The sequence below is a fragment of the Marinomonas sp. TI.3.20 genome (assembly GCF_038155025.1).
Classification (GTDB): Bacteria; Pseudomonadota; Gammaproteobacteria; order Pseudomonadales; family Marinomonadaceae; genus Marinomonas; species Marinomonas flavescens.
This window is the reverse complement of the sequence record NZ_JBAKAS010000009.1, coordinates 139,214-164,824: the sequence shown is the minus strand read 5'-3', so window position 1 is coordinate 164,824 and position 25,611 is coordinate 139,214. Positions and strand designations below refer to the sequence as shown.

The window sequence follows — 25,611 nt, the reverse complement described above, 5'->3', positions numbered from 1 at the left end:
AATCCCTTGCTCTCTGTCTATCTATAACCTTAGATCCACTTGTCGTTTTACGCCACTCAGAAATGAAAAAAAGTAATAGATAATAATTTGAGCTTGCCTAGGTGGTGATGCCCGGACGCTCACGTTTTAAGTACTGTTGCTGCGTTAGCTGCGGTTGCTGCTAATAGTAAAGGCGCGGCAAGAGTGAAAATAATTTTTTTCATGTATTACGTTCCTTATTTAAGTAGAGGAGTGCATGTATTTATTTGTATCGCACGTTGTTGTTAAATTTAAGTTTCTCTATTTTGTATTGTTTTTCCTTCTTTACTGCCTAGTTACTGATTAGATGTCTTAATCGATAAACTTATTTCTTGAGATTTTTTAGTATTTTTTACCTTCTTTGCACATTCGGCCGGTATTTATAAAATCCAACTAAAAGTGCAAGATCTTGACGTTTTACCTTTGTAAAAAATACCTTTATTACATTAAAAATTAATAAAAAAGATAACTAAAACAATGACTAAAATTTATTAGTGTTTTGTATTGATTTGTCGCCAAGTCAGCTTCTAGCAAAGCTATTAGCAATCAATACGCTCGTTTTGCACATCATCACTTTTAGAATGCTTTGTGATAACCTGTAAGTAAAGGTAAGTTTTTGTAATGAAATGTCATTTTTTATGATTTATTTTGTTTTTATTTGATTCTCATTTTGTGTCTTCTTTAAAGATATTGCGTAAATTAAGTCGGACCGTAGTCTTTATTTTTTTGATGATTTTTTGGTGTGCGGCTAAAAACTGGTATATCTTGATAGTGTAAGGCTGCACTGGTCTTCGCCTTGGGTGTGCAAGGTTTTATGTTTTCTTTTGAATAGTGAGTGTGAGTTTTTATGCTAAAAGTCATCCAGCTTCTATCCATACTAATCGTCCCTTTTTATTTACTAGGTTGCGCGTCTGGCTCCTATGAATTAACGGGAAACAAGCGTCCCGCTATTAAACCTGAGCAGGTCACTATTTTTTCTCATAAACCTGATTTTACTTACGAAAGATTGGGTAAAGTGAAGGCGTCGAGTGAAAAGGGCTTTTCTGATGCCGGACGGCTGGAAAAGGCTAAAGAAGAGTTAAAAGATCAAGCCGCCAAAATTGGTGCTAATGGCATTATTTTAGACAGTATTTCAGAAGGTTCTTTTCAAAGCTTAGGGACTGGCTTGGGACTTTCACTTGGGACGGGTGGGCTAGGAGCCTCAATTGGTTCTGGTTTTTCTTTGCCAAAAGCGAAAGTATCAGGCGAAGCCATTTTTTATAGCGAGCCAGTCGAGAAAAGCCAAGAGCTTGTTCAATAAATAGGTGCTTACTTCTTTTACACATGGGTTTTCTAATGATATGGGTTATTAGTTGAACGGCTGGAACATCACCCGCTCAAAGTGGTTGATGTTCAGTGTATTTTGTTTTGATAGGTGCGTGAGAGACGGAGTCTTATATGAGAGTCAGTGAATGCATTCACCTTCCTGATATTTTAGAGTTGATGCTCGATGCTGTCTGCGTGGTTGATCGTGCGGGCAATTTTGTTTTTGTCAGTGCCGCGTTTGAAGATATGTTTGGCTATACGCCGGATGAAGTAATTGGTAAACCGATGGATATCATGCTGTTTTCAGAAGATGTAGAAAAAACTCATGAGGTGGTTGAGCATCTTTTAAAGGGAGAATTAAAGCCTCGCTTTGAGAATCGTTGGGTGCATAAAAGTGGTCGTGTTGTTCATGTTTTATGGTCTGCTCGATGGTCGGAAAAACACCAGTATCGCATTGCAGTTGCCCATGATATTACCGAGCGTAAGCAAATGGAGGCGCGTTTAGAGCGTATGGCGCGTCATGATCCTTTAACCGATTTGCCTAATCGTTCGTTGTTTTTAGATCGTTTACAAAATGGATTAAATCGAGCCCGTCGCGAAAAGACCCTGCTGTCTTTGCTGTTTATCGACATAGATGGTTTTAAAGAAATTAATGATGATTATAGCCATGCAATGGGTGACAAACTCTTGCAAGCGATTGCCGGTCGCTTGGCTTTGAGTGTGCGCGAATCGGACAGTGTTGCTAGGCAAGGCGGGGATGAGTTTCTGGTATTGCTAAATGGTATTAGCGTAACGAACGACAGCGATAAGGTAGCAGAGAAAATTCGTAAGGAAATTGCCGCTCCGTATTTCTTAGAGGGTTTTGAATTCAATGTAACGGCAAGTATTGGTATTGCTCATTATCCTGAGCATTCCAATGATGTGTTGGCTTTGATTCAACATGCGGATCATGCTATGTATCAATCCAAGCATGCCGGAGGTAATCAAATTTCTGTGTTTACCTTGTAACGCTCGTTGGGTTGTTAGTTCCCATGTTGTTTGTCACTCGTGCTTCATTCTTTTTATATCTCGCCTTTTGAGCTCTCTTAAATTGTTCAAATACGCAAAAATACTGAAAATAATTCATTTACGGGCAATGCTCTTTCTGATTCGCTTTCTTGCGGCACTAATCTGATTTACTATCGTTCATCATCGGGTGGGCTTTTTATACTAGGAGAGCTTTTTACCCGTTTATCAAGGCGATATTAGATCGTATTCATCTTACTTAATAGGACACAATAATGGCGGCTTTTGGTAGCGTGTTTTTGCCTAAGATGGCAATGACAACATTTGAAAATAATCAGTGGAGTAAAGCTGAGCTTGTTTCTGCAGAGAGTATTCAGTTACACCCAGGTGCTCATGTTCTACATTACTCAAGTACTTGTTTTGAAGGCTTAAAAGCATTTCGTCATGCAGATGGAAGTATTCATGTTTTCCGTATGGATCAAAACATCAATCGTTTTGCTCAAAGTAGTGAGTTATTGGCTTTGCCAGCGGTCGATAAAGAACAAGTCTCTCAAATGATTTTAGATGTCGTGGCCGAATACGCTGATGAAGTGCCTGAGCCACCAGGGTCTTTGTACATTCGCCCAACCCACATTGGGACTGAAGCCGCCATTGGTAAAGCTGCGACTCCTAGTATTGCTTCTATGATGTACGTTTTGTTGTCGCCAGTAGGAGACTATTTCACCGGTGGTGTTAAAGCCTTACGTTTGCTTTTGGAAGAAAATGGTATGCGTTGTGCACCACATATGGGCATGATTAAGAGTGGTGGTAACTACGCCAGTGCATTGGGCCCAACGATGAACGCCAAAGCAGAAGTGCAAGCGGACCAAATCTTGTTCTGCCCAAATGGCGACGTACAAGAAACAGGCGCGGCGAATTTCTTGCTAATCGATGGCAATGAAATCATCACCAAAGCACTGGATTCTAGCTTCCTTCATGGCGTAACACGTTCTTCTGTATTGACCTTGGCAGCGGATCTAGGGATGACGGTTACTGAGCGTGATATTACGGTTACTGAATTGCTTGAGCGTGCGGCAAAACCGGGTGTTGAAGCGGCATTGTCTGGTACGGCGGCCGTACTAACGTCTGTTGGCACTTTTATTCATAATGGCGAAGACATCAAGGTGGGTTCTGGTGAACCTGGGCCGGTTGTTGAAAAATTGCGTAAAGCATTGAATGACATTCAATGGGGCAATGCGCCAGATACGCATAACTGGTTAACAAAAATCGCTTAACTTGCGTGCATAAAATCGTGTTATAAAAAAGGCTAGAGGTTGTGTTCTCTGGCCTTTTTTTATGTTTTTTTAACCGTCGTAATCAACATCAGAAAAAAGGTGTGATATATGGGTAAAACCGCCGTGGTAATTGGCGCGACTGGTTTAGTAGGGCGTGCGCTGGTGGATCAGCTCGCGCGCATTGAATCGATTGATAGAATCGTAACCTTAACGCGCCGAGCTGTGTCTCATCCAGCGGCTAAGGTGGATAATCTACTGGTGGATTTTGATCGGCTGGAAGAGTATGAAGCGTATTTTAAAGCGGATATCTTGTTCTCTTGTTTGGGTACCACATTGAAACAAGCGGGATCGCTTCAGGCGCAGAGAAAAGTCGACCTTGATTATCAGCTGAATGCCGCGAAGCTCGCCTTTAAGCAAGGTGTATCACATTATCTTTTGGTGTCTTCAAGTGGTGCAAATGCCAGCAGCAGAAGTGCTTATTTATGTATGAAAGGTGAGCTTGAAGATCAAATTAAAGCGTTGTCTTTTCCTCGTGTCAGTGTCTTTCAACCATCTTTGTTGTTGGGGGAACGTGCGGATTTTCGTTTGGCTGAGACACTGGCAAGTTGGTTGACTCCGGTGATTGCAGGGTTGCCTTGGTTGCGCCGTTATCGTCCAATACTAGGCTCGGAGGTGGCGATGAAAATGGTTCAAGTGAGTCAATCCTCAGGGAGTAAGTTCGAATTATTAACGTTGAGCGACGTTTTTGTCGATTAGAGTATTTGTTTTTGAGTATCGGCATTTTTCTTGCTTGGTATTATGGTTACTTACTGTATTAACTATTCTAAGGTTATTATGAAAGCGTTATTAAAAAAATTATGTTCACCGCTGTTGGTGTCTTTTGAGAAAGGTGAAGGCGAGTATGTTTATAAGGACTCGCATAGAAAAATATTAATCATAATGGGACTGTTATTTCTTGCTATCTCGCTCGCCTCTTTGTTTTTAGCGATTAAATTTACGGAAGCAGGTGGGATTATTCCAATCGTTGTTTTTTTAGGTGTTGGTTTAGTTTGTGAAATAGTGGGCTTTCTAGGCAGTGATCGCGCTGTTTCTAAAATTTGGAAAAATAAGTAGCAGACTCGAATCTATTAAAAGCAAAAACTCGTTGGGATTAACGCTTAACACAAACAAAAATGGCATTACCTGAAACCTTGTTCCATGGTGTTATGCTCTCGTAATTATGCTCGAAAACATGGACGTCGAAATACGGCGTTAATAATGCTTCTAATTCATCAAAGTTGAGCGCCACCATGGGGTGTTCGTCTTGCCAGGTGAGTGTTTGTTGGTCAGTGGTTTTGTCGATCCGCACATTGAGTGTTTGTTTTTCGCTATCACCGACATAGTGCCAAGCGGAGCTAAAATGAAATAGATCTTGATCTTGTTGCACGCTGTGTTTGGCAAACAGGGTATTATCAATCTGACGTTTGTCCACTACGTTAAAATAAAATACTCCGCCGCTGGCGAGCGCTTGATGTGCGCTGGTTATGCAGCCTTTTAAGTTATTTAAATCCCCGCTGTAATGAATCGAATACAAGAAGCAGGTGATTAAATCAAACGTTTCTTCCGTATAAAAATCACACATATTGCCTTGCGCAAAATTAGCATCAGGACAACGTTGTTTGGCGATGTCTAACATGGGCTGATTAATGTCTAAACCACGACAAGTGAAGCCGTTTTGCGCTAGGTGAGCGATGTGAGGGCCAGTGCCGCAAGCTAAATCTAAATGCTGTTTTCCACCATTGCCAAAAATCTGATGAAGGCGCTGAGCGCTGCTACTTTGACCTTGATAGTCAATGTCGGCACACATGAGGTCGTAATAACCAGACAAGTCAGTGTATAACGCGTTATAAGACATAATTACCTTGCTAGGTGCCATGTAACCTATAGTGACAACGGCGATGAAAAAACAGTGGCGCATAATATATCAATCGCCGCCCTTTGCGAAGTCAAAATACGAGGAGTGAATGAATGGACGAGTTACTGGAAAGGGACATTTCTTGTCCTTACTGTGGTGAGGTTATTAGCGTGATGGTAGAAGTGCTAGAGGAAGAGCAGGAATATATAGAAGATTGTCAGGTCTGTTGTCGCCCAATAGTTTTTCATGTGGGTATCGGGTTTGATGGTTTGCCGATTGTGTCTGTGCATACAGAAAACGAGACTTTTTAGTCTCGTTGATTAAATGTAAAAAAGCGTCGCGGATTAAAGTTTTTCGATTTGATAACCGCTGGCGGCTAATTTGGCCAAGAGTCCATCTGGACCGGCAAGGTGCATGGTACCCACCATAATAAATTCAGTACCGTTGTCGTTGAGCATGGTTTTAATTTGCGGCAACCAATGATTATTTCGTTCTACCAAAAGCGTTTGGTAGATCTCTGGATAGTCTTCTTTGAAGTCGGTAATGGTGGCATCTGCCATGGCGGTCATATTGCCATCGCGCCAAATCTTTCGTAACTCATTAACTGTACTAGGCATGTCTTTTATGTCTTGCAGAGAATAGTCGATCATCTTACTTTCATCACCAGCGCCTAAGCTTTCTAATACATTGATTTGATCTTGTGGGGCTTCTAACCAAGCTTGGTTTTTATCATCCATAACGGCTTTGGCTGAATAGAATTGATCTACGCCTTCACTGGTAAAGCCAAGAGATTGCAGTTCTATCATGCTGAGTGTCATGGCGATAAGGCTGGGCTTCAATGTCGCCATTTTATCCATAGGGATATGGCGCTCTTCCAGAAACCGAGCCAGCGCCTGATAAGTGTCTGGCTTTAGTACTTGATCAATAGTGGTGCCGTCGGAGTAAGACAGCTGATTGACCAGTTTTTGCTGAAATTCACGGGAGTTAAGTGCTTGAATGTCCGTTTCGAATACCACTTTATCTGAGGCGCGATAGGCCTCATCGTACGCTTGTGGAAGAGGGTAGTCTTCTGGCGCTAAAATGTGAATGGTACCACCAAGATACAGGGTATGAGTGCCTGACATGACTTTCCAAACCGACGCTGCTTGAGTTTGAAACGCCGCGGCTGCAAACAATGTCAAACCACATTTTTTAATAAATGACATGTTGTGTACTCGTAATAGTGGCATAAAGATAAGCAGCATAGCGTGAATTGAATGGCCGGAGCAATTTTCATCTAGTGCTTGCGAGGTGTTGCCTTATTGATAGGAATTGATCAAAAGAATGATATGATTTGTCCTTTTTCATAGCGCCTTTTTTGTGGTGCTTCGTTATCTTAAGGTCTATTTACCCCACATGAATACTGATTTTGTTGCGATTGGATTAACAAACCCGAAAAGTACGTCTAATGTCGGTTCGGTGATGCGTGCGGCTGGCTGTTATCAGGTGGATCAAGTTTTGTATTCAGGGCAACGCTATGATCGCGCGGCTAAATTATCGACGGATACTAAAAAAGCCCATGCCTCGATCCCTTTAATTAATATTGAGTCGTTGGGTGCGCATGAATTGATTGATGCTGTGGATGCTGAGACAAAAATTGTCTGTGTGGATTTGATTCAAGGTGCAACACCACTGCCTGCCTTCGAGCACCCAGAAAAAGCCTTGTATGTGTTTGGACCTGAAGACGGCACTATCAGCCAAAAAGTCGTTGATCGTGCTGATTATGTGGTGTTTGTGCCAACGATAGGTTGCATGAACTTAGCGGCCTCGGTGAATGTTTTATTGTATGATCGCTTGGCGAAATCCGCTCGAGCAGTCGCCGATGATGAACTGATCAAACGCAGTAAAGATGTGAATAATAATGTCAAAGTGCGCACAACACGAGCGTAGTGTTTTGTTGTTTTTGTAGGAGTAAAAATGCGATATCAAGGTATTAAAGTTACCCTAATTACTGGGTTTTTAGGCGCGGGTAAAACCACCTTGATTCGTGACTTATTGGCTCAGGCGCCCCCTTATGAACGGTGGGCGGTGCTGGTTAATGAGTTTGGTGATATTGGTCTAGATGGGGCTTTACTTTCTGATACGGGTGTTGCCATCAAAGAAGTTCCAGGCGGTTGCGTTTGCTGTACGACGTCGGCGGCGTTTGCGCAGGGATTAAACCAATTGATACGGCAACAAAACCCAGATCGAATTATTATTGAGCCCTCTGGGTTGGGTCATCCTAAGCAAATTATTGACTCTTTAAAAGCGCAACAGTACCAAGATGTACTTTTGGTTACTGGTGTGTTTTGTGTGCTTGATGCGCGTAATTTGTCGGATAATCGTTATACACAGCATGTCACTTTTAACGATCAAATTGATTGCGCTGACACCATTGTTGCCAGCCATGTATCGTCATATCAACGGGCTGATATTGATAATTTAAAAGACTATTGTCAGTTGCGTTCGATTGATTCTGAACGAGTTCTAATCACAGACCCTATGTCGTTATTAAGTGTGAATTTAGACCCTCATCTCCATCGAAATGTCTCGTCTTCAGAAGTAAATAATGTCGAGACGAAGTCTCATACTCACGAACACCACGAACACCACGAACATCACGAACACCACGAACACCACGAACATCACGAACACCACGAACACCACGAACATCACGAACATCACGAACAAGCAGATATTCTCACTGCACATTATTTAAAACAGCAAGATGGTATGAAAGTCATCGGATGGCAGTGGCAACGGGAATGTGTATTTGATGAGTCCTTATTGCGTGTCGGTTTAAATGCTCTGATTTCTCTGTGTGATATTTATCGAATGAAGGGGGTTTTTGTCTTAGATTCTGGGCAAGCGCTTTTTATAAATGGATCTCGTGGTGAATTGTCTGTGAAAGTGTCAGTTTGGCAGCAAGATAGTCGCTTTGAGGTGATCGGTCTTGATGATGAACTTTGGGTGCAGAATGTGTTAGATTTTGTTTCTAAAATCGATTAATTTCTTCTAATATGCCGGTAAATCTTCTTTTAATGTCTTTGGTTTTTTATGCTTAATATTAAGCGGAAAATGCTAGTGATTAATTTTGTCATTAATCTTGGTGCCTTTTGTTATTGAGAGAAACTCGCTTATGGACGACTCTTTCAACCATAGAACTGGGTTTGTTTCATAAACCGAGGCAAGATAAAAACAAGAAGAGGTCAATAGGTTATGCCTGAGTATAAAGCACCCTTACGCGATATTAAATTTGTCACCGAAGAGCTGTTGGATATCCATAGTCATTATTCGACATTGCCTGGTGGAGAAGAAGCGACGCCAGATATGGTGTCTGCCATTCTAGAAGAAGGCGCCAAATTTTCAGAGCGAGTGCTGTCTCCTCTTAATAGAGTTGGAGATCAACAAGGTTGTCAGTTTAACGATGGTGTTGTTACGACACCTGATGGCTTTAAAGAAGCTTACCAACAGTATGTCGAAGGCGGCTGGCCTTCTTTGTCTCATCCTGAAGCGGTAGGTGGTCAAGGTCTTCCTGACTCTCTGGGTATGATGGTTACTGAAATGGTTGCGACAGCAAATTGGTCTTGGGGTATGTACCCAGGTTTGAGCCATGGTGCGATGAATACCATCGAGCAACATGGGACTGATGAACAAAAGCAAACGTATCTAACTAAGCTTGTCTCTGGTGAGTGGACTGGTACCATGTGCCTTACAGAATCTCATTGCGGTACGGATTTGGGTATGCTGAAAACCAAAGCCGAGCCACAAGCGGATGGCAGTTATTCATTAACTGGTACAAAGATTTTCATTTCTGCGGGTGAACATGATATGGCGGAAAATATCGTCCATATCGTATTGGCTCGACTTCCTGATGCGCCAGCAGGCACTAAAGGTATTTCTCTTTTCATCGTTCCAAAATTCAATGTAACAGAAGCCGGAGACATGGGTGATCGTAACCAAGTGGCTTGTGGTTCCATTGAACATAAAATGGGTATTCACGGTAATGCTACCTGTGTGATGAACTTCGACGGTGCTAAGGGTTTCCTAATCGGACAGCCAAACCGCGGCCTGAACTGTATGTTTACTTTTATGAATACGGCGCGTCTCGGTACGGCATTACAAGGTCTTGCTCATTCTGAATGGGCATTGCAAAACTCAGTCGCTTACGCGAAAGATCGTTTACAAATGCGTTCTTTATCTGGTGCAAAAACGCCTGATAAAGCCGCCGATGCGATTATCGTTCATCCTGATGTGCGTCGTATGCTACTGACACAAAAAGCCTTTGCTGAAGGCGGCCGTGCCATGATCCATTATTGTTCGTTATTGGTGGATAAAACCAAGCACGGTAATGATGATGAAAAAGCAGAAGCCGATGAATTAATGTCTCTCCTTACACCAATCGCTAAAGCTTTCTTAACCGAAACAGGTTTTGAAGCAGCCAACCAAGGTCTTCAAGTGTTTGGTGGTCATGGTTATATTGCAGAATGGGGAATGGAGCAAAACGTTCGAGATTGTCGTATTGCTATGTTGTATGAAGGTACGACTGGTATTCAAGCTTTGGACTTATTAGGCCGAAAAGTACTAATGACGCAAGGGGCGACACTACGACGCTTTACTAAAATTATTCATAAATTCTGTAAAGAGAATAAAGGGGATAAACGCTTTAAATCGTACATTTCTGCTTTAGATAAAGTAAATGGCGAATGGGGTGACCTCACCATGAAAATTGGTATGAAGGCGATGCGTAATAAAGATGAAGTTGGTGCTGCATCTGTCGATTATCTGATGTTTTCAGGTTATGTTGTGTTGGCTTATTTCTGGGCACGCATGGCGGTTACCGCACAAACAAAACTGGATGAAGGTTCTGACGAGAAAGGTTTTTATACGGCGAAACTGCAAACAGCGACTTTCTATTATGAGCGTTTGTTGCCACGTACCCGAGCTCATGCAGAAGCTATGCTGTCAGGTGCAGGTAATTTACTAGCAATGGATGAAGATGATTTTCTTTTTCTGAATGCTTAAATTACTGATGATAAGTAACGAATAAATAAGAAAGGTGCCCACCGTCTTTTGGGTGGGCATCTTGAAATAGACAAGATTAGAATGAATGAAAGGATGGATTTATGAGCGAAGCTAAAGCTGTTTTTGATGATATGGTAGCGCGTTTTGATGCAGATCAGGCAGATGGTCTGGACGCCGTTTTTCAATTTGATATGGAAGAAGGGGCTGGCTATCATCTGACCATTGATGATGGTACGTGCACGTTAGGCGAAGGTGATCATGACGATCCAACCGTTACACTGAATATGGATTTAGATACGTTAAAAAGTGTAATGTCTGGGGAATTAGATGGCATGGCTGCTTTTATGCAGGGTAAAATTCGTGCTGAAGGAGATATTATGTTGGCCACTAAATTGACGGAAATATTCCCTCAATAACAATATAAAATGAGCACTTCAAGATAGTCATAGCCCGAGCGTCGTTTTTGCGCTCGGGTGTTTTAGATGATGCTTAATTCTCCTAACAAAAAAAATAACTGGAGTAATCAATGCTGACGGACAATGTATCAACTACGTCTAATGAGTCTGGAGCAGAGTCTCTAGAGTCCAAGCAACCTGGAACTTACATTCCAGAGTCTCTTAACCCTAATCACTACAGATCTGTAATGAATGTGTTAGATGCTTCATGTAAAAAATACGCGGATAAGCCTGCTTTCACTAGTGTGGGTTGTACTATTTCTTACCGTGATTTGGCGAGTAAATCTGATCAGTTCGCTTCATATTTGCAAAATCATACAGACTTAAAGCCAGGTGATCGTATTGCTGTGCAATTACCCAACGTGGTTCAGTATCCCGTGGTGGTTTTTGGTGCAATAAAAGCCGGTATGATAGTGGTTAATACCAATCCACTTTACACCTCTCATGAACTTGAACATCAGTTTAACGATGCGGGTGCGAAAGCGCTTGTCGTGTTTGCCAATATGGCGAGCGAAGTCGAAAAAATCATTCATAAAACGTCTGTCAAGCATCTTATCATTACGGAAATTGCAGATTTTCACAGCGCGCCAAAGCGTTTGTTGATTAATGGTATTGTTAAGTATGTAAAAAAATTAGTCCCAGCCTATCATTTGCCACAAGCTATTTCTTTGAATCAAGCCTTAGCAAAAGGGGCGAGTAAAGCGGCGATCCCTTTTAAATCAAACCCTGTAGATATTGCTGTTTTACAATACACCGGTGGCACCACCGGAGTGGCGAAAGGGGCTATGTTGACGCATGCGAACTTGTTGTCAAATATGCATCAACTTAGTTTCAGGTTGAGCGATGTTTTGGAAAAGGGCTCCGAGGTTTTTGTTGCTCCTTTACCTCTCTATCATATTTACGGTTTTTTAATACATGGATTAACCATGATCGAGGCGGGAGGACATTCTGTTTTGATCCCAAATCCACGGGATATTCCAGGGTTTATTAAAGAATTGAAAAAGTGGAAGTTCACCGGTTTTGTTGGTTTGAATACGCTTTTTGTTGGTTTATGTAACAACCCTGAATTTTCCAAATTGGACTTTTCTGCTCTTAAAATAACGTGTTCCGGTGGTATGCCATTGACACACGCCGCGGCCAATCGTTGGAAAGACGTTACCGGCTGTACAGTTGTAGAAGGTTATGGTTTAACCGAGACATCTCCTGTTGTGTCGTTTAATCCATATGGAAAAGAGCGTATTGGAACGATTGGTTTGCCTGTAGCCGAAACAGATATCAAAATCCAAGACGAAGCAGGTAATGAATTGCCACAAGGAGAGTCTGGCATGTTGTGTGTTCGAGGCCCACAAGTCATGAAAGGCTATTGGCAGCGACCAGAAGCCACGGCAGAAGTCATGACACCGGACGGGTTTTTGATGACGGGTGATATTGCGATGCAGCATCCTGATGGCTATTTGCAGATTGTAGATCGTGCTAAAGATATGATTATTGTATCTGGTTTTAATGTTTATCCAACGGAAGTGGAAGAGTGTTTATCTGGTCATCTAGATATTTTAGAGTCGGCTGCGATTGGCGTACCTGACGATAAAACCGGAGAGGCTGTAAAAGCCTTTATTGTATTGAAAGGAACACTAAATACTTTAGACATAAAAGAGCTTCGACTCTACTGCAAAGAAAATTTAGCCGCTTATAAAGTGCCAAAATACGTTGAAATTCGTCAAGAATTGCCGAAAACCAATGTGGGTAAAGTGTTGCGTCGAGCTTTACGAGATGAGCGAGCTTAATCAAAGGGGCAGATCATGTCGCAGTCAAATCGAAAGCTAATGCACCGGCGTCGAATAGAGTCAGATGCCTATTTGCGTGATGATGGGCTTTGGGATATCGAAGCTCACATGAAAGATTTGAAACCTTATGATGTTTATCGAGAATATGATGGGAGCCTAGTGCCAGAAGGTACTTCATTTCATGATATCAGCGTTAAGCTCACAGTAGATGATCGTTTTTTAATTCACGCCATTGAGGTGGAGATGGCCGCTTTTCCATTTCCATCTTGTAGTGGGGCAGTTCCGAGTTTCGAAAAAATAAAGGGGACGCGTATTGGACCAGGCTGGAGCCGTTGGCTAAAGAAAACATTTGAAGGTAATGTTGGTTGCACTCATGTCTTAGAGTTGCTTCCTGTTGCCGCGACAACCGCCTTCCAAGCCATGTGGCAGCCACTTGGGAAAAAGTATCCAGAGCAGGTGCCTGCAACACTACTAACCTTAGTGAATACTTGTCATGGTTGGTCAGAAGATGGCCCTATGGTACAAAAATTAGTTAAAGAGCAAATTATTCAACTGCCTGATAAGGAGTAAGTTGTGAGCGAATTTGTTAGAGAACATATTGAGTCTGGTATACAGGTATTATGTCTAAACCGATCGAATAAGAAGAATGCAGTCACCATCGATATGTATCAAACTTTATGTGATGCATTGCATAAAGCTGAGTTGGATGATTCGATTAAGGTGACTTTGATTCATGGGGAAGGTTTAAATTTTTCGTCTGGTAATGATATTAACGAATTTGTACAAATAGCTCAGAATCCAGAGAAAATGTCATCCGTTATGGCTTTTTTACAAATACTCAGTAGCTATAAAAAACCTTTAGTTGCTGGTGTTGAAGGGCAAGCGATCGGCATTGGCGCTACTTTATTACTGCATTGCGATATGGTGTTGGCTGCTCGTAATAGTCGCTTCCAATTCCCTTTTGTGCAATTAGGCTTAGTACCAGAAGCGGCCTCAAGTCACTTATTACCTCTTCTCGTAGGGCACCAAAAAGCTTTTGAAAAACTCATCTTAGGAGAAGGTTTTTATGGGCAAGAAGCGCTAGATATAGGCATGGTTAATCATCTTTGTGAGCCTGGTGAAGCATTTGATTTGGCTTTGCTTTATGCCAACAAAATTGCGGCATTGCCTGTAGAGGCGGTAACTTTAAGCAAAGACTTATTGAAGTATCGGGCCCAAGACGATGTACAAATGGCACTGATGCGTGAAGGCCGAATTTTTAAAGATAGATTGCGATCTCAAGAGGCTCGAGATGCTTTTATGGCTTTCTTATCACGAGGTAAAAGTTAGCATTTAATTGATGTCCTCACTGGAATTTTTTTTTAAAAGCCTTATCTATTTTGATAGGGCTTTTTTGTTTGGTTTGTCCCGTCCTTAAAGCTCTGTGTTGAAATTGTAATGTTGTCTTTAAATGAATGCCTTATTCCTAACAAGACGTTAAGTCTGTTTAGCTTAAAGATTGTGTCAGTTATGTCGAAGAATTAACCATTTTTCTTTTTTGTGATTTTTTTTGTTAGTTAACTGAGGCTTTTTTGTTATTGATGAAAATCGCCTGCAAACTAGTATTAGGGTATTGGTAAACAAGTGACGTACCGCGTTTGTTCAGAAAGGTACGTAAACAGAATTAAACTGATGATTAGAATCAGTTGAACTTAAATGACAGAGCTTAATTAAGAAACATGAGGAGCTTATGAAAATATTAGTATCCGTAAAACGGGTTATTGACTACAACGTTAAAGTCCGTGTCAAAGCTGATCATTCAGCCGTTGATCTTACCAATGTAAAAATGTCTATGAACCCTTTCTGTGAAATCGCAGTAGAAGAAGCGATTCGTCTAAAAGAGAAAGGTGTTGCTGATGAAGTCGTGGTGGTTTCTGTTGGCTCTAAATCTTGCCAAGAAACATTGCGTACCGCATTAGCGTTAGGTGCAGATCGAGCGATTCAAGTAGAAGCAGAAGACGGTCTTGATTCCCTATCCGTGGCTAAGTTATTAGCGGCAGTAGCAAAAGAAGAAGCTGCAGATCTTATCATTCTTGGTAAGCAATCTATTGATTCAGATAATAATCAAACGGGTCAAATGGTAGCGGCTTTACTAGATTATCCACAAGCAACGTTTGCCTCTGAAGTGATTATTGAAAATGGCGAAGCGAAAGTGACTCGTGAAACAGATGGTGGCTTACAAACCTTGTGCGTGACATTGCCAGCGGTTGTGACTACGGATCTACGTTTGAATGAACCACGCTTTGCCTCTTTACCAAACATCATGAAAGCAAAAAGAAAACCATTAGATGTGAAAACACTGAGTGATCTTGGTGTAGAAGTGGGTTGTAACGTGAGTGTTGTTTCTGTGACACCACCGCCAGAGCGAGCAGGTGGTATTAAAGTTGGTTCAGTTGCGGAACTGGTTGAAAAACTTAAAAACGAAGCGAAGGTGATCTCATGAGCGTTTTAGTTATAGCGGAACATGATAATAAGTCATTAAAGCCAGCGACGTTAAATACAGTGATGGCAGCCACACAAATTGATGCTGATGTACATGTATTAATAGCAGGCTTTGAATGTCAGACCGTGGTTGAACAAGCTGCAAAAGTAGCGGGTGTGACTAAGGTATTGATTGCAGATAATGAAGTGTATGAGCACCAGCTTGCTGAGAATATTTCTAAGCTGATCGTTGATGTGGCCGCTGAGTATAGCCATATTGCGGCGCCAGCAACCACTACAGGCAAAAACACCATGCCTCGCGTTGCTGCCTTGTTGAATGTTTCTCAGCTATCCGATGTGATTAAAGTTGAGTCACCTGATACGTTCGTTCGCCCTATTTACGCAGGTAATGCCATTGCTACCGTCAAAACCACGGATGCAGTGAAAGTATTAACGGTCCGTATTACTGGTTTCGATGCAGTAGCAGCAGAAGGTGGCAGCGCAGAACGCCAAGTGCTTTCACAGGTTATTTCAGCAGATAAAAGTCGTTTTGTGAGTGAGCAATTAGCTGAATCAGATCGACCAGAATTGACGTCAGCCAGTGTGATTATTTCTGGCGGCCGTGGTATGGGAAGTGGCGACAATTTCAAATTACTTGAAGGTGTAGCGGATAAGCTAGGGGCGGCAATTGGTGCTTCTCGAGCGGCGGTCGACGCAGGTTTTGTACCAAATGATTTGCAAGTCGGTCAAACCGGTAAAACGGTAGCACCGGATTTATATATTGCCGTAGGCATTTCTGGGGCTATCCAGCATTTGGCAGGAATGAAGGGATCAAAAGTCATTGTCGCAATTAATAAAGACGAAGACGCTCCTATTTTTCAAGTTGCCGACTATGGGTTGGTTGCAGATTTATTCGATGCTATCCCAGAGTTAGAAAGTAGTCTTTAAACTGTCAGCTCAACTGTGAAGAGCATGATTCTTAGTACTGGTTTGCAGTGGCTTTTTAAATGCCACTGCAATCACAATAAAAACAAATGGAGACCAGCATGATATTCGAAGGGCAAGCCGTAAAAGTCGCAATGGACGACACCGGTGTAGCAACAGTTACACTGGATTTGGTGGGCGAATCGGTCAATAAGTTTAACAGTTTGACGTTGAATGAATTGGCTGAAGCCATTTCTATTCTTAAACATACTGATGATTTACAAGGGGTTATCTTTGCCAGCGCAAAAAATGTTTTTGTGGTGGGGGCAGATATTACTGAGTTTACATCTTGGTTTAAACTGGAGAATGAAGAACTAACCGACAAGCTACGCCATGCGCATAGTATTTTTAATGACATATCAAACTTATGTTGCCCAACGGTAGCGGCCATTAATGGTATCGCTCTTGGTGGTGGAATGGAGCTTTGTTTGGCATGTGATTACCGTGTTATGGCGGAGACCGCCAAAATAGGTCTTCCTGAAACTCAGCTTGGTATTTATCCAGGTTGGGGCGGTACGGTACGCCTTCCTCGATTAATTGGTCCTGATAATGCTTGTGAATGGATCTGTAGCGGTGCGCAAAAACGCAGTGCCGATGCGTTAAAAGACGGTGCAGTTGATGCCGTCGTTCCAGCGGATAAAGTGCAAGAATCAGCTCGTCATTTAATGCAGCAAGTGTTAGATGGAAAACTGAATTATCGCCAGCGTCGACAAGAATTGCGCGCGCCAATGCAATTTTCACCAATCGAAAAAATGATGGTGTTTGAATCCGTTCGTGGTGTGGTGGGTGCGAAAGCAGGCAAACATTATCCAGCGCCAATGGCGGCCATTAAAACTATCGAAAAAGGCATTAGCCAAGAGATAGACAAGGCGATCGAAACAGAGATTAAAGGTTTTGTTAAACTGGCAAAAGGTCCAGTGGCAGAATCCTTGGTTAACTTATTCTTGAGCGATCAAGCCATTAAGAAAAGTGCCAGTAAATACGCTAAAAACGCGACGCCAGTGAAACAAGCGGCGGTATTAGGTGCGGGTATTATGGGCGGCGGTGTGGCGTATCAATCAGCGTCGAAAGGCACGCCTATTATTATGAAAGATATTCGCCAAGAAGCCTTAGAGCTTGGCTTGAGCGAAGCGAATAAACTGCTGAACGGACAAATCGAACGTGGTCGTTTGACGCCGGCGAAAGCATTGAAAGCCATGAATGGCATTACGCCAGCCTTGAGTTACGGTGAATTCGGTCATGTAGACCTTATTGTTGAAGCCGTCGTAGAGAACGTCAATGTCAAAAAAGCCGTGTTAGCAGAAACGGAAAAACACATTTCAGAAGACGCTATTTTAGCATCTAACACCTCGACTATTTCGATTACTGAATTGGCAAAAGATCTAAAACGCCCAGAAAACTTCTGTGGTATGCACTTCTTTAACCCTGTGCATCGTATGCCTTTGGTTGAAGTTATTCGTGGCGAGAAATCCAGCGATGCAGCAATTGCCAAAACCGTTGCGTACGCACAAGCAATGGGTAAAACGCCAATCGTGGTCAATGATTGCCCTGGTTTCTTGGTCAACCGTGTCTTGTTCCCATATTTTGCTGGCTTCTCTTTGATGATGAAAGAAGGCGCAGATTTCCAACTCGTGGATAAAACCATGGAGCGTTTTGGCTGGCCAATGGGTCCAGCTTACTTGTTGGATGTTGTGGGTGTTGATACGGCCTTTCATGCGGATCAGGTGATGGCAGAAGGCTTCCCAGATCGTATGAAGCATGACGGTGTGAACGCGGTTGATTGCTTGTTTAAGTTAGAGCGTTTTGGTCAGAAAAATGGCAAAGGCTTCTATGCTTACGAGCCAGATCGCAGAGGCAAACCGAAAAAAGTTTTTGATGCCGACATAGTGGATATTTTAGCACCAACAGTAGAGTCTCATTCTGAGTTATCAGAAGAAGACATTATTGCTCGTATGATGATTCCGTTGTGCATCGAAACAGCGCGTTGCTTGGAAGAAAACATAGTCGCGTCTGCGGCAGAAGCCGACATGGGATTGATCTACGGTATTGGTTTCCCTCCATACCTTGGCGGTGCATTGCACTACCTAGACCAAATGGGACTGCAGGCATTTTGTGAGCTTGCAGATAAATACAGCCAGTTAGGTAAGTTGTACGAGCCAACCGCAAGAATGCGTGAAATGGCGACCAACAACGAAACTTACTACGGCAATTAATTACCCTAGGTCAGAATAGGATAGAGGAGAAAATCGATGAAATTGAATCCAAATGATGTCGTGATTATCGACGCAGTTCGCTCACCAATGGGTAAAACAAAAAATGGTGTGTTTCGTAATGTTCGTGCCGAAAATTTGTCTGCCGAACTAGTGAAAGCGTTATTTAAGCGTAACCCTGATGTGGACCCTAAAGATGTAGAAGACCTAATTTGGGGTTGTGTAAACCAAACCCTAGAGCAAGGTTTTAACATGGCGCGTGCGGTGTCTTTGTTGGCAGGTTTGCCGATCACCACAGCGGCGCAAACCGTGAACCGTCTGTGTGGCTCGTCCATGTCAGCGATTCATACTGCGGCACAAGCGATTATGACGGGCCAAGGTGATGTGTTTGTTGTCGGCGGCGTTGAACACATGGGCCATGTTGGCATGATGCATGGTGTCGACGTGAACCCTGCGTTGTCAAAGCACATGGCGAAAGCGTCCATGATGATGGGTGTAACCGCTGAGATGCTGGGCAAAATGCACGGTGTGAGTCGTGAAGCGCAAGACGCCTTTGCGGTGCGTTCTCATCGCTTGGCACACGAAGCGACTTTACAAGGTCGTTTTGATAACGAGTTGGTGGCCATCGAAGGGCACGATGCCGTGGGCAATAAAATCTTGGTAGAAGTGGATGAAGTGATTCGTCCAGAAACCTCGATGGAATCGCTTGCTGCCTTGAAACCTGTGTTTATGCCAAAGGTCGGTACGGTAACAGCAGGTACGTCTTCTGCGTTATCCGATGGCGCGTCTGCGATGTTGATGATGTCTGCTAAGAAAGCCGAAGAACTTGGCCTGACGCCGATTGCCCGTGTACGCAGCATGGCGGTGGCAGGTTGTGATCCAGCGATTATGGGTTACGGACCAGTACCGGCAACGAAGAAAGCGCTTAAACGTGCCGGTTTAACCATTGACGATATTGATATTGTTGAATTAAACGAAGCCTTTGCCGCGCAATCTATTCCAGTGTTGAATGATCTGAAACTGATTGATCTGGTTGATCAAAAAGTGAATTTGAACGGTGGTGCGATTGCTCTTGGTCACCCTCTGGGTTGTTCAGGTACGCGTATTTCTACTACCTTGCTTAACGTCATGCGTGACAAAGACGCCACCATGGGGCTGGCGACTATGTGTATCGGCATGGGGCAGGGTATCGCCACTGTGTTTGAACGTATCTAATGTGTTATAGAGTGCCCCCGCGCTCTAGAATTCTCTTTTCTTAGCCTCACTTTTGTGGGGCTTTTTTGTGAGGCCTTTTTATGCGTTTTTTCTTTCTTTTGACAGTCAGTCGCTGCCTCATCCACTATGCTTAGGTGAAGTCTGACAGCCTGGCTATTGGCTTGTTAGTTTTTATTTATTAGATATAGAGAAAAGATAAGGATATAACTATAGCTACAAGATGCGAGGCAGGGTAAGTGCTTTGTTTCAACAAACATTATAGAAAAACTAAAATACACAAGTAGGAGAGCGTTATGTCTAACGAAGGTAAATGTCCATTTGGTCACACAGCGGCAGGGTCTAACCAAGCTGCGAGTCGTGGTACTACCAACAAAGAGTGGTGGCCAAACCAATTAAACATCAACATTCTTCACCAGCATTCGGCAAAATCGAATCCAATGGGTGACGATTTTGATTACCCTAAAGCCTTTAACAGTCTTGATTTAGCCGCTCTTAAAAAAGATTTAACAGACCTAATGACTGATTCACAAGATTGGTGGCCAGCTGATTACGGTCATTATGGTCCGCAATTTATTCGCATGGCATGGCACAGCGCAGGCACGTATAGAACGTCTGATGGTCGTGGTGGTGCAGGTTCTGGTTCGCAGCGTTTTGCTCCGTTAAACAGCTGGCCAGATAACGTGAACATCGATAAATCACGTCGTTTACTTTGGCCAATCAAGCAAAAATACGGCAGTAAAATTTCGTGGGCGGATTTGCTCATCCTAACAGGCAACGTTGCGCTTGAATCTATGGGCTTTAAAACCCTTGGATTTGCTGGTGGCCGTGTTGATGTATGGCAGCCAGAAGAAGATATTTACTGGGGCGCTGAGAAAGAGTGGCTAGAAGAAAGTGGCGGTAAAGAAAGCCGTTATTCTGGCGAGCGTGATTTGGAAAACCCTCTTGCCGCCGTGCAAATGGGCTTGATCTACGTTAACCCTGAAGGCCCAGATGGTAAGCCTGATCCATTAGCGTCGGCGTTGGATATTCGCGACACTTTTGGTCGTATGGCGATGAACGACGAAGAGACAGTGGCTTTGATTGCTGGTGGTCACACCTTTGGTAAAGCTCACGGCGCTGGCGATGCCGCTCAAGTGGGTCCAGATCCTGAGGCGTCAGACATTACTCAGCAAGGTTTAGGCTGGGCAAACAGCCAAGGCACAGGCAACGGTGTGGATACCATTAGTAGTGGCCTTGAAGGCGCTTGGACGAAAAATCCGATTAAATGGGATAACGGCTTCTTTGAAAACTTGTTCGACTACGAATGGGAATTGACTAAGAGCCCTGCAGGCGCTTGGCAATGGTCGCCAAAAGGCACCGCAGGTTCTAACAGCGTGCCAGACGCTCATGATGCGACAAAACGCCACGCACCTATGATGTTTACGTCTGATATGGCGTTGCGCTTAGATCCGATCTACGGGCCTATCTCAAAACGTTTTTATGAGAATCCAGATCAATTAGCAGAAGCGTTTGCTAAAGCTTGGTTTAAACTGACACACCGTGATATGGGTCCTGTAGCGCGCTACTTAGGTGACGAAGTCCCTGCTGAAGAGATGATTTGGCAAGACCCGATTCCAGCAGTGACGCATGAACTTGTTAATGAGCAAGATGTAGCGGATTTGAAAGCGACGGTATTGGCGTCTGATCTAACGGTTGCTCAGTTAGTGGCAACGGCTTGGACCTCGGCGGCTACCTTCCGTGGCTCAGACATGCGAGGCGGAGCAAATGGCGCTCGTATTCGTCTAGCACCACAAAAAGATTGGGCCGCGAATGAGCCTAAGCAACTTGCTAGCGTGCTTAGCGTATTGGAAACCATCCGCAGTGAATTCAATGCGGAACAAGGCAATGGTAAGCAAATTTCGTTGGCTGATTTGATTGTATTGGCAGGTAGCGCAGCGGTTGAGAAAGCAGCAAAAGACGCTGGTCAAGATGTGACTGTACCATTCACTCCCGGTCGTGCTGATGCGACACAAGAGCAAACGGATGTTGAATCATTTGATGTCATGGAGCCAGAAGCAGATGGTTTCCGTAACTACAAACGTGGAAATTACACCGTAACGGCTGAAGAGATGTTGGTGGATAGAGCGCAATTACTAACGCTTTCTGCACCAGAAATGACGGTTCTTGTCGGTGGTATGCGAGCATTGAATGCCAACTTTGAACAAACAAAACACGGTGTGTTAACCAATCGTCCAGGAGTATTAAGCAATGATTTCTTTGTTAATATACTGGATATAGACACCAAATGGTTTGCTCAATCCGATGACCAAAACGTGTTCGATGGACGTGATCGCAAGACTGGGAAAATTAAAGCCACAGCGACTCGAGTGGACTTAATTTTTGGATCAAATTCACAGCTTCGCGCTTTGGCAGAAGTCTACGCAAGCGCGGATGCACAAGATCGTTTCGTCAATGAGTTCATTGCAGCTTGGACGAAAGTGATGGAGTTGGATCGTTTCGATCTAGCGTAACCAACCTACGTAACTCCTCAAAACCCCACTTTCAGGTCTGAAAGTGGGGTTTTCTTTTTAATTCCACTTTATTGACCCTATAGTCTCTTCCGCTGTTATTCTTTATACCAATAATACCACTGACTCGTAGAACAAAATGTTTTGCTAGCGAGTGTGTTGATGTTGGCATACATAACAATGGCCTGCTTCGTTCATTGATCCTGTCTAAAAAAGAGCCTTTTATGAATATGTCTGGTTTGGGTGCTATTGCGGTATTAGAAGCCTGTAAAGGGGTACTGGCTTTATTGGTTGCGGTCGCCGTGCATGTATTGGCGGGAACCAATCTTCATCAAGAGGCTTTGAATCTATTTGCCTATTTTCATCTCGCGTCGAACAATCATTATGTTGAAATGTCATTAGGAGGCATAGATAAGATTACCCACTCTGGATTAACCGTAGTGACAGCCATTGCTATAGGGTATGCCTTGATTCGGTTTATTGAATCCTATGGATTGTGGCATCGCATGCGTTGGACTGAATGGTTTGCTTTTTTGAGTGGCGCTGTGTATTTGCCGTTTGAGATTTATGAGGTGATTAAAGATCAAAATGCGATCACGATTGGTGTATTGGCTATCAACCTAGTCGTTGTGGGCTATATGTATTTTGTCTTGAAGACAGGCTCACGTAAGCATAAGCCAAAAGAAGACGAGTCAGTCGTATCTGCCTCAGTGTAATGCTGGGGTCTCGTCATTGGCTTTACTGATTTTTTGTTTTTCTGCTTTATTGTTTTTCTGCTAAATAGTCCTATCGAGAATTAGCCTTAACTTCTTATCGAAAACTTACCCTAATCCATGACTTGAGTACCAATGCGAAGAATAAAAGGTGGTTATTTAACCCTTATATTCGTAGGTGTTTTAGGGTATCTTGAATAACATTAGAAACATACGTTTCATATTTATATTAATGAAATTATTGTGTCTTTTGATTCAGGTAGCCTATGAAGCAAATTGCGCAACATCGATTTATATTGTGATAGAGGATAACTAGCTATGAAAGCATTGATCATAGGCGCAGGTATTGGTGGCATGGCCGCCGCCGCGGCATTAAAGCAGCAAGGCATTGAGTGTGAGATTTTTGAAGCGGTGAAAGAGATTAAACCCGTTGGTGCAGCGATTTCTGTTTGGTCGAATGGGGTGAAGTGTATGAATCACCTTGGTATGGGGCACATCATGGATGAGCTTGGTGGCCCTATGCTTAACATGGCATATCAAGACGGTAAGAGCGGTGACATCATGACGCAGTTCAGTCTTAAGCCGTTAATTGATGCAGTGGGCGAACGACCTTGCCCTGTGTCTCGTGCTGGTTTGCAATCAATGATGGTCGATTGCTGGAGCCGAGAAAAGGTTCAGTTTGGTAAGCGAGTTGAGCGAGTAGAAGAGACAGATCAAGGCGTCAGTGCGTATTTTACTGATGGCAGCGTGGTTCATGGAGATTTCATGATTGCCGCTGACGGCGCACGCTCTGTAGTACGAGGTTATGTGCTTGGTATCGAGCTTGAGCGCCGTTATGCAGGCTATGTAAATTGGAATGGCTTGGTGGGCGCGGATGCGACCATTGCACCGCTTGACCAGTGGACGACATTTGTTGGTGATGGCAAACGCGTGTCTGTGATGCCGATTTCAGACAACCGCTTTTATTTCTTTTTTGATGTGCCGCTACCTGTAGGCTTAGAAGAAAATCGGGCGACCTTAAAAGACGATCTGAAAGGTTATTTCAGTGGTTGGGCTGACCCTGTTCAAACGCTCATTGACGCGTTGGACCCTGAGACCACCAATCGTATTGAAATTCATGACGTGGAACCCTTTGATACTTTTGTAAAAGGGCATATTGCGCTGCTGGGAGATTCGGCTCATTCCACCACCCCAGATATTGGACAAGGTGGCTGTTCTGCGATGGAAGATGCCGTTGTACTGGGCATGTCTTTTGCGGACAACCAAGATATTGACACTGCGTTATTAGCCTATCAATCTAGGCGTCATGAGCGAGCCAAAGATTTGGTGCTCAAAGCTCGTAAGCGTTGTGATGTGACCCATGGGAAAGATATGAAGGTGACGCAAGCGTGGTACGACGAGCTAAAACAAGAACAAGGCGATAACATTATGGCTGGTCTAAAAGACACTATTATAGGAGGGCCGTTAGGCTAACGTCATAATACGTTATTTAATTCAAAGCGTTTAAGGCGATACCTTAACGAGAGCTAATACAATGAGCACCTATTTGGCTTTGTGTTGAATAGGTGCTTTGTGCTAAATAGATGCTTTGTGTTTAATAGAGGCTTTGTGTTGGTAGGTGATTTGAATAAAATTTTGATATCTTCAGTGTCACACTATTCATTATTTCATCGGGGGTAGACTGATATGGCGAGCGGTTGGGCACATGATGGCGCAGTGCAAGAGCAAATTGATGCAACAGTAGATTCAGCTGTAGAACAAGCCAAACAACGCATGCCGAAAGGTGAGAGCCTAACGCATTGTAGTGAATGCGATAACCCTATTCCGAAGCGTCGACGACAGGCCATTCCCGGTGTACATTTATGTATTCAATGTCAAACCCAATTAGAAAAAGAAGACCAAGGAACCGCTTTGTATAATCGCAGTGGTAGTAAAGATAGCCAACTAAGGTAAAGTATTTCTAACCATCTGTTTCGAATAGAAAAAGGTGTATTATTTAATCCATTGGTACTGGTTTACGCTGAAATGGCTCTACATTTTATCCAGCGAGATCAAAGAGGGTTGTTCTTTAGCGTAAAGATGTTTTTAGTTCTCATTTACTACGTTTAATTTCTCTCTATTTTTTGTATGCTATGCGCAAAGTTTGAGCTGTAGGGTAAGTATGAATTTTCGTTATTTCATTATCGCACTATTTTTTATGGCAAGCGTTGCTTGGGGGGCACCTGATTGCGAATCGCAAAAAAGTAATCAAGCATTTAACGCTTGTTTGATCAAATCGTTGTCATCTGATTTCTTCTCTCCAAAAGTGGATAATGGCCAATGGGTTTACAGTTTGCACCCAAATTCAAAAAATCAAAAACGCTCTACGTTTGTTGCGACGTTACTTTCTTCTTCTAAAATTCATTACCTCGATAAACCTGTCGCAATGACCATTCGCTGTAATGAGAAAAAGACGGAATTAGCCATTCATTGGGACGGCGTTAAAATAAAAGAAGGTAGCGCTGAAATTACCTATCATCTTGATAACGGCGCAGTGTTGCCCGCTAGCTGGCCATTATCCGTTGCTCAGCAGTCTGTATTTGTAACGAATCCAGGACCCTTCATTCAACAATTAGCGACGAAAAGTGCTTTTCGTGTTCAGGTATCTTCTCTTAGTGCGCCGACGATAAGTGCAACCTTTTATTTAAAAGGCTTGGCAAATTTATTACCCGATATGAAAGGTATTTGTTTTTAACGCATTTTTG

Annotated in this window: 24 protein-coding genes; 22 read left to right on the top strand and 2 right to left on the bottom strand. The window is 43.1% G+C overall.

The window, feature by feature from the left end:
• Nucleotides 1–865 precede the first annotated feature (865 nt).
• From V6259_RS11180 to V6259_RS11160, 5 genes are all read left to right on the top strand, one after another.
• Nucleotides 866–1,318 carry a hypothetical protein gene (locus tag V6259_RS11180; RefSeq protein WP_133010450.1) on the top strand — a complete coding sequence of 151 codons (453 nt, stop codon included), beginning with the start codon at nucleotides 866–868 and terminating at the stop codon, nucleotides 1,316–1,318.
• Between the two features lie 137 nt (nucleotides 1,319–1,455).
• Nucleotides 1,456–2,331, top strand: coding sequence for a diguanylate cyclase domain-containing protein (locus V6259_RS11175; protein WP_341584569.1), 876 nt, complete (start codon nucleotides 1,456–1,458; stop codon nucleotides 2,329–2,331).
• A 272-nt stretch (nucleotides 2,332–2,603) separates the two neighbouring features.
• Nucleotides 2,604–3,602, top strand: a complete 999-nt coding sequence (locus tag V6259_RS11170; RefSeq protein WP_341584568.1) for a branched-chain amino acid aminotransferase — start codon at nucleotides 2,604–2,606, stop codon at nucleotides 3,600–3,602.
• 108 nt (nucleotides 3,603–3,710) lie between these two features.
• Nucleotides 3,711–4,358, top strand: coding sequence for an NAD-dependent epimerase/dehydratase family protein (locus V6259_RS11165; protein ID WP_341584567.1), 648 nt, complete (start codon nucleotides 3,711–3,713; stop codon nucleotides 4,356–4,358).
• A gap of 78 nt (nucleotides 4,359–4,436) precedes the next feature.
• A complete protein-coding gene (locus V6259_RS11160) occupies nucleotides 4,437–4,715 on the top strand; it encodes a hypothetical protein (RefSeq protein WP_133010454.1) in 279 nt (92 codons plus the stop codon).
• A 37-nt stretch (nucleotides 4,716–4,752) separates the two neighbouring features.
• Here V6259_RS11160 and V6259_RS11155 read toward each other — a convergent pair whose 3' ends face one another.
• A complete protein-coding gene (locus V6259_RS11155; RefSeq protein WP_341584572.1) occupies nucleotides 4,753–5,496 on the bottom strand; it encodes a class I SAM-dependent DNA methyltransferase in 744 nt (247 codons plus the stop codon).
• A gap of 113 nt (nucleotides 5,497–5,609) precedes the next feature.
• Here V6259_RS11155 and V6259_RS11150 point away from each other — a divergent pair, with 113 nt between their 5' ends.
• Nucleotides 5,610–5,807, top strand: coding sequence for a CPXCG motif-containing cysteine-rich protein (locus V6259_RS11150; protein ID WP_133010455.1), 198 nt, complete (start codon nucleotides 5,610–5,612; stop codon nucleotides 5,805–5,807).
• 33 nt (nucleotides 5,808–5,840) lie between these two features.
• Here the strand turns inward: V6259_RS11150 and V6259_RS11145 are convergent, their stop codons facing one another.
• Nucleotides 5,841–6,701, bottom strand: coding sequence for a TraB/GumN family protein (locus V6259_RS11145; RefSeq protein ID WP_341584566.1), 861 nt, complete (start codon nucleotides 6,699–6,701; stop codon nucleotides 5,841–5,843).
• A gap of 190 nt (nucleotides 6,702–6,891) precedes the next feature.
• On the opposite strand from V6259_RS11145, the gene V6259_RS11140 reads away from it, so the two are divergent.
• The 16 genes from V6259_RS11140 to V6259_RS11065 all read left to right on the top strand — a co-directional run bounded on the left by V6259_RS11140 (nucleotide 6,892) and on the right by V6259_RS11065 (nucleotide 25,601).
• A complete protein-coding gene (locus V6259_RS11140; protein ID WP_341584565.1) occupies nucleotides 6,892–7,425 on the top strand; it encodes an RNA methyltransferase in 534 nt (177 codons plus the stop codon).
• 27 nt (nucleotides 7,426–7,452) lie between these two features.
• Nucleotides 7,453–8,523 (top strand): CobW family GTP-binding protein, encoded by a 1,071-nt coding sequence (locus V6259_RS11135; protein WP_341584564.1) that lies wholly within the window; start codon nucleotides 7,453–7,455, stop codon nucleotides 8,521–8,523.
• Between the two features lie 210 nt (nucleotides 8,524–8,733).
• A complete protein-coding gene (locus V6259_RS11130) occupies nucleotides 8,734–10,539 on the top strand; it encodes an acyl-CoA dehydrogenase C-terminal domain-containing protein (protein ID WP_341584563.1) in 1,806 nt (601 codons plus the stop codon).
• A 101-nt stretch (nucleotides 10,540–10,640) separates the two neighbouring features.
• A complete protein-coding gene (locus V6259_RS11125) occupies nucleotides 10,641–10,955 on the top strand; it encodes an SCP2 sterol-binding domain-containing protein (RefSeq protein ID WP_133010460.1) in 315 nt (104 codons plus the stop codon).
• A 110-nt stretch (nucleotides 10,956–11,065) separates the two neighbouring features.
• The gene (locus V6259_RS11120) at nucleotides 11,066–12,778 is read left to right on the top strand and encodes an AMP-binding protein (RefSeq protein ID WP_341584562.1); all 1,713 of its coding nucleotides are present in this window, start codon (nucleotides 11,066–11,068) and stop codon (nucleotides 12,776–12,778) included.
• Between the two features lie 15 nt (nucleotides 12,779–12,793).
• Entirely contained in the window at nucleotides 12,794–13,348 is a 555-nt protein-coding gene (locus V6259_RS11115) for a DUF2889 domain-containing protein (protein WP_133010462.1), read from the top strand.
• 3 nt (nucleotides 13,349–13,351) lie between these two features.
• The gene (locus tag V6259_RS11110) at nucleotides 13,352–14,107 is read left to right on the top strand and encodes an enoyl-CoA hydratase-related protein (RefSeq protein WP_133010463.1); all 756 of its coding nucleotides are present in this window, start codon (nucleotides 13,352–13,354) and stop codon (nucleotides 14,105–14,107) included.
• A gap of 400 nt (nucleotides 14,108–14,507) precedes the next feature.
• Nucleotides 14,508–15,260, top strand: coding sequence for an electron transfer flavoprotein subunit beta/FixA family protein (locus V6259_RS11105; protein ID WP_133010464.1), 753 nt, complete (start codon nucleotides 14,508–14,510; stop codon nucleotides 15,258–15,260).
• Nucleotides 15,257–16,186 carry an electron transfer flavoprotein subunit alpha/FixB family protein gene (locus V6259_RS11100; RefSeq protein WP_133010465.1) on the top strand — a complete coding sequence of 310 codons (930 nt, stop codon included), beginning with the start codon at nucleotides 15,257–15,259 and terminating at the stop codon, nucleotides 16,184–16,186. The genes V6259_RS11105 and V6259_RS11100 overlap by 4 nt, the downstream gene beginning before the upstream one ends.
• A gap of 98 nt (nucleotides 16,187–16,284) precedes the next feature.
• Entirely contained in the window at nucleotides 16,285–18,435 is a 2,151-nt protein-coding gene (fadB, locus tag V6259_RS11095; protein WP_133010466.1) for a fatty acid oxidation complex subunit alpha FadB, read from the top strand.
• A 36-nt stretch (nucleotides 18,436–18,471) separates the two neighbouring features.
• The gene (fadA, locus tag V6259_RS11090) at nucleotides 18,472–19,647 is read left to right on the top strand and encodes an acetyl-CoA C-acyltransferase FadA (RefSeq protein WP_341584561.1); all 1,176 of its coding nucleotides are present in this window, start codon (nucleotides 18,472–18,474) and stop codon (nucleotides 19,645–19,647) included.
• A 293-nt stretch (nucleotides 19,648–19,940) separates the two neighbouring features.
• Complete coding sequence (gene katG / locus V6259_RS11085) at nucleotides 19,941–22,157, top strand: catalase/peroxidase HPI (RefSeq protein WP_341584560.1); 2,217 nt, start codon at nucleotides 19,941–19,943, stop codon at nucleotides 22,155–22,157.
• Between the two features lie 221 nt (nucleotides 22,158–22,378).
• Nucleotides 22,379–22,870 (top strand): DUF2127 domain-containing protein, encoded by a 492-nt coding sequence (locus tag V6259_RS11080; RefSeq protein ID WP_341584559.1) that lies wholly within the window; start codon nucleotides 22,379–22,381, stop codon nucleotides 22,868–22,870.
• 315 nt (nucleotides 22,871–23,185) lie between these two features.
• A complete protein-coding gene (gene hpxO, locus V6259_RS11075; RefSeq protein ID WP_341584558.1) occupies nucleotides 23,186–24,340 on the top strand; it encodes an FAD-dependent urate hydroxylase HpxO in 1,155 nt (384 codons plus the stop codon).
• 213 nt (nucleotides 24,341–24,553) lie between these two features.
• Nucleotides 24,554–24,820 (top strand): DksA/TraR family C4-type zinc finger protein, encoded by a 267-nt coding sequence (locus tag V6259_RS11070; protein ID WP_133010471.1) that lies wholly within the window; start codon nucleotides 24,554–24,556, stop codon nucleotides 24,818–24,820.
• A 208-nt stretch (nucleotides 24,821–25,028) separates the two neighbouring features.
• Complete coding sequence (locus V6259_RS11065) at nucleotides 25,029–25,601, top strand: hypothetical protein (RefSeq protein WP_133010472.1); 573 nt, start codon at nucleotides 25,029–25,031, stop codon at nucleotides 25,599–25,601.
• The last annotated feature ends 10 nt before the right edge of the window (nucleotides 25,602–25,611 follow it).

Excerpts from the sequence above, each read along its gene's own strand:
- V6259_RS11180 (WP_133010450.1), top strand. The coding sequence starts at position 866 with ATGCTAAAAGTCATCCAGCTTCTATCCATACTAATCGTCCCTTTTTAT.
- V6259_RS11175 (WP_341584569.1), top strand. The coding sequence starts at position 1,456 with ATGAGAGTCAGTGAATGCATTCACCTTCCTGATATTTTAGAGTTGATG.
- V6259_RS11170 (WP_341584568.1), top strand. The coding sequence starts at position 2,604 with ATGGCGGCTTTTGGTAGCGTGTTTTTGCCTAAGATGGCAATGACAACA.
- V6259_RS11165 (WP_341584567.1), top strand. The coding sequence starts at position 3,711 with ATGGGTAAAACCGCCGTGGTAATTGGCGCGACTGGTTTAGTAGGGCGT.
- V6259_RS11160 (WP_133010454.1), top strand. The coding sequence starts at position 4,437 with ATGAAAGCGTTATTAAAAAAATTATGTTCACCGCTGTTGGTGTCTTTT.
- V6259_RS11155 (WP_341584572.1), bottom strand. The coding sequence starts at position 5,496 with ATGTCTTATAACGCGTTATACACTGACTTGTCTGGTTATTACGACCTC.
- V6259_RS11150 (WP_133010455.1), top strand. The coding sequence starts at position 5,610 with ATGGACGAGTTACTGGAAAGGGACATTTCTTGTCCTTACTGTGGTGAG.
- V6259_RS11145 (WP_341584566.1), bottom strand. The coding sequence starts at position 6,701 with ATGTCATTTATTAAAAAATGTGGTTTGACATTGTTTGCAGCCGCGGCG.
- V6259_RS11140 (WP_341584565.1), top strand. The coding sequence starts at position 6,892 with ATGAATACTGATTTTGTTGCGATTGGATTAACAAACCCGAAAAGTACG.
- V6259_RS11135 (WP_341584564.1), top strand. The coding sequence starts at position 7,453 with ATGCGATATCAAGGTATTAAAGTTACCCTAATTACTGGGTTTTTAGGC.
- V6259_RS11130 (WP_341584563.1), top strand. The coding sequence starts at position 8,734 with ATGCCTGAGTATAAAGCACCCTTACGCGATATTAAATTTGTCACCGAA.
- V6259_RS11125 (WP_133010460.1), top strand. The coding sequence starts at position 10,641 with ATGAGCGAAGCTAAAGCTGTTTTTGATGATATGGTAGCGCGTTTTGAT.
- V6259_RS11120 (WP_341584562.1), top strand. The coding sequence starts at position 11,066 with ATGCTGACGGACAATGTATCAACTACGTCTAATGAGTCTGGAGCAGAG.
- V6259_RS11115 (WP_133010462.1), top strand. The coding sequence starts at position 12,794 with ATGTCGCAGTCAAATCGAAAGCTAATGCACCGGCGTCGAATAGAGTCA.
- V6259_RS11105 (WP_133010464.1), top strand. The coding sequence starts at position 14,508 with ATGAAAATATTAGTATCCGTAAAACGGGTTATTGACTACAACGTTAAA.
- V6259_RS11100 (WP_133010465.1), top strand. The coding sequence starts at position 15,257 with ATGAGCGTTTTAGTTATAGCGGAACATGATAATAAGTCATTAAAGCCA.
- fadB (WP_133010466.1), top strand. The coding sequence starts at position 16,285 with ATGATATTCGAAGGGCAAGCCGTAAAAGTCGCAATGGACGACACCGGT.
- fadA (WP_341584561.1), top strand. The coding sequence starts at position 18,472 with ATGAAATTGAATCCAAATGATGTCGTGATTATCGACGCAGTTCGCTCA.
- katG (WP_341584560.1), top strand. The coding sequence starts at position 19,941 with ATGTCTAACGAAGGTAAATGTCCATTTGGTCACACAGCGGCAGGGTCT.
- V6259_RS11080 (WP_341584559.1), top strand. The coding sequence starts at position 22,379 with ATGAATATGTCTGGTTTGGGTGCTATTGCGGTATTAGAAGCCTGTAAA.
- hpxO (WP_341584558.1), top strand. The coding sequence starts at position 23,186 with ATGAAAGCATTGATCATAGGCGCAGGTATTGGTGGCATGGCCGCCGCC.
- V6259_RS11070 (WP_133010471.1), top strand. The coding sequence starts at position 24,554 with ATGGCGAGCGGTTGGGCACATGATGGCGCAGTGCAAGAGCAAATTGAT.
- V6259_RS11065 (WP_133010472.1), top strand. The coding sequence starts at position 25,029 with ATGAATTTTCGTTATTTCATTATCGCACTATTTTTTATGGCAAGCGTT.